General features: G+C 61.1%; 1 protein-coding gene. It reads right to left on the bottom strand.

Going from position 1 to position 1333, the window contains the following annotated elements; genetic code table 11:
• The coding region (tssA, locus tag ACIQVE_RS11375) for a type VI secretion system protein TssA (protein WP_402807956.1) at positions 1-1333 on the bottom strand (1333 nt) is incomplete at both ends.

Raw genomic sequence — 1333 nt, 5'->3', positions numbered from 1 at the left:
CATGGTTCTGCGGCAACAACTCGCAGCAACTGTGCAGCAGGTGCAGCACTTCCAATGCAAGATCGGGCTCCCAGGCGTGCAGGCCTGAGTCCTGTAATGTCTGATCGAGGGTTTCCAACTGGTTCTTGGCCAGTTCGTATTTCTTGGCCATGAAGCACAGCCTTGCGAGTGCGAACTGCCAGAAGAAGCGCTCGCGCCCGCCGTGGGACGATTGCAGCCCTTGCTTGAGAATCTGCACGGCAGGCTTGAGGCCTTCCTTGCGCAGAGTCGGCAAGACTTCTTCGAGGGCTTTTTCCCAGGCTGGCTGGGTTTCGACGTTGTCGCTTTCGACCTTGCGCGGCGCACTGGCGCTTTGCAGGTGCGGCATGACGTTGGCGGCGATCCACGCCCGGGTGGACGGATCGGCAAACGGCGCGCCGTCGTGATAACGCAATTCGACAATGCCGGGAAGGCGCTGAATCAAAAGCGCGAAGTGGATTTCCACTTCGCGCATGGCCAGCTCGGCGTTGAGGTTCTGGAGGCATTCCCAGACCATCCTCTGGCCATCGAACCAGAACGGCGCCTTCGCCAGGCTCGCCTCCAGTTCCACCAGCAGGTCTGCGTATTTGCCCTGATCGAATCGGTCTTGATAGAGCTTCAGCTTATCGAGCGGCAGACCGCGCAACACGGTGATCTGCTCGGCATTGCGCTCTGGCACCGCGTCGATGGTCATCCACAGCAGTGTGCGGTTGAGGCGCAGGGCGCGCAGGTCGGTGGCCTTTTGCTTGAGCCACCATGCGCACAACGGCCGGGCGCTTTCCTGCTGGGCGCGCAGTGCTTTGTGGGCATCTCTTTCGTTGTCGATCGGCGCGCCGGGCGTCAGCAGCTGACTCGCCGCCTGCTTGACCTGCGCCACCGCCGCACCCACTACGCCGGGCGCCGGCTGGTTGTCGGCAGCGCGCTGGATCATGGTTTTCAGGCGACGGGAGATTGGCAGCAACAGTGGCGAGTCGTCGCCCAGATGCTCAGCGCAAGCGGCTTCGAGACCGGAAAGGTGCTCGGAGAGCTGCCGAAACATTGGCAACTGCTCTTTGATCGCAATGTTTTCGGTGATGACCTGCTCAAGACGCGGCACCAGCCAGCCAATGGAAGCGGCACGTGTGCGGGGTTTAAGCGGGTGAACGTCGGCCCAGTGGTTTTCCGACAAGTGGTGCAGTAAACCAAGGCCGGCAAGCAGCCCGGGGAAGGATTCACGCTGGTAAAGCGACCAGGTCAGCCAGGCGCCGACACGCAAATCCTTGGATTGGGTACGCAGGAGGTTTTCGCTGTTTTCGCGAATTTTCAGCCTGTCGAT

This window comes from Pseudomonas sp. NPDC098747 (assembly GCF_044760045.1).
Taxonomy (GTDB): Bacteria; Pseudomonadota; Gammaproteobacteria; order Pseudomonadales; family Pseudomonadaceae; genus Aquipseudomonas.
The sequence above is the reverse complement of the archived record's forward strand: the minus strand, read 5'-3'. Positions and strand labels throughout refer to the sequence as shown.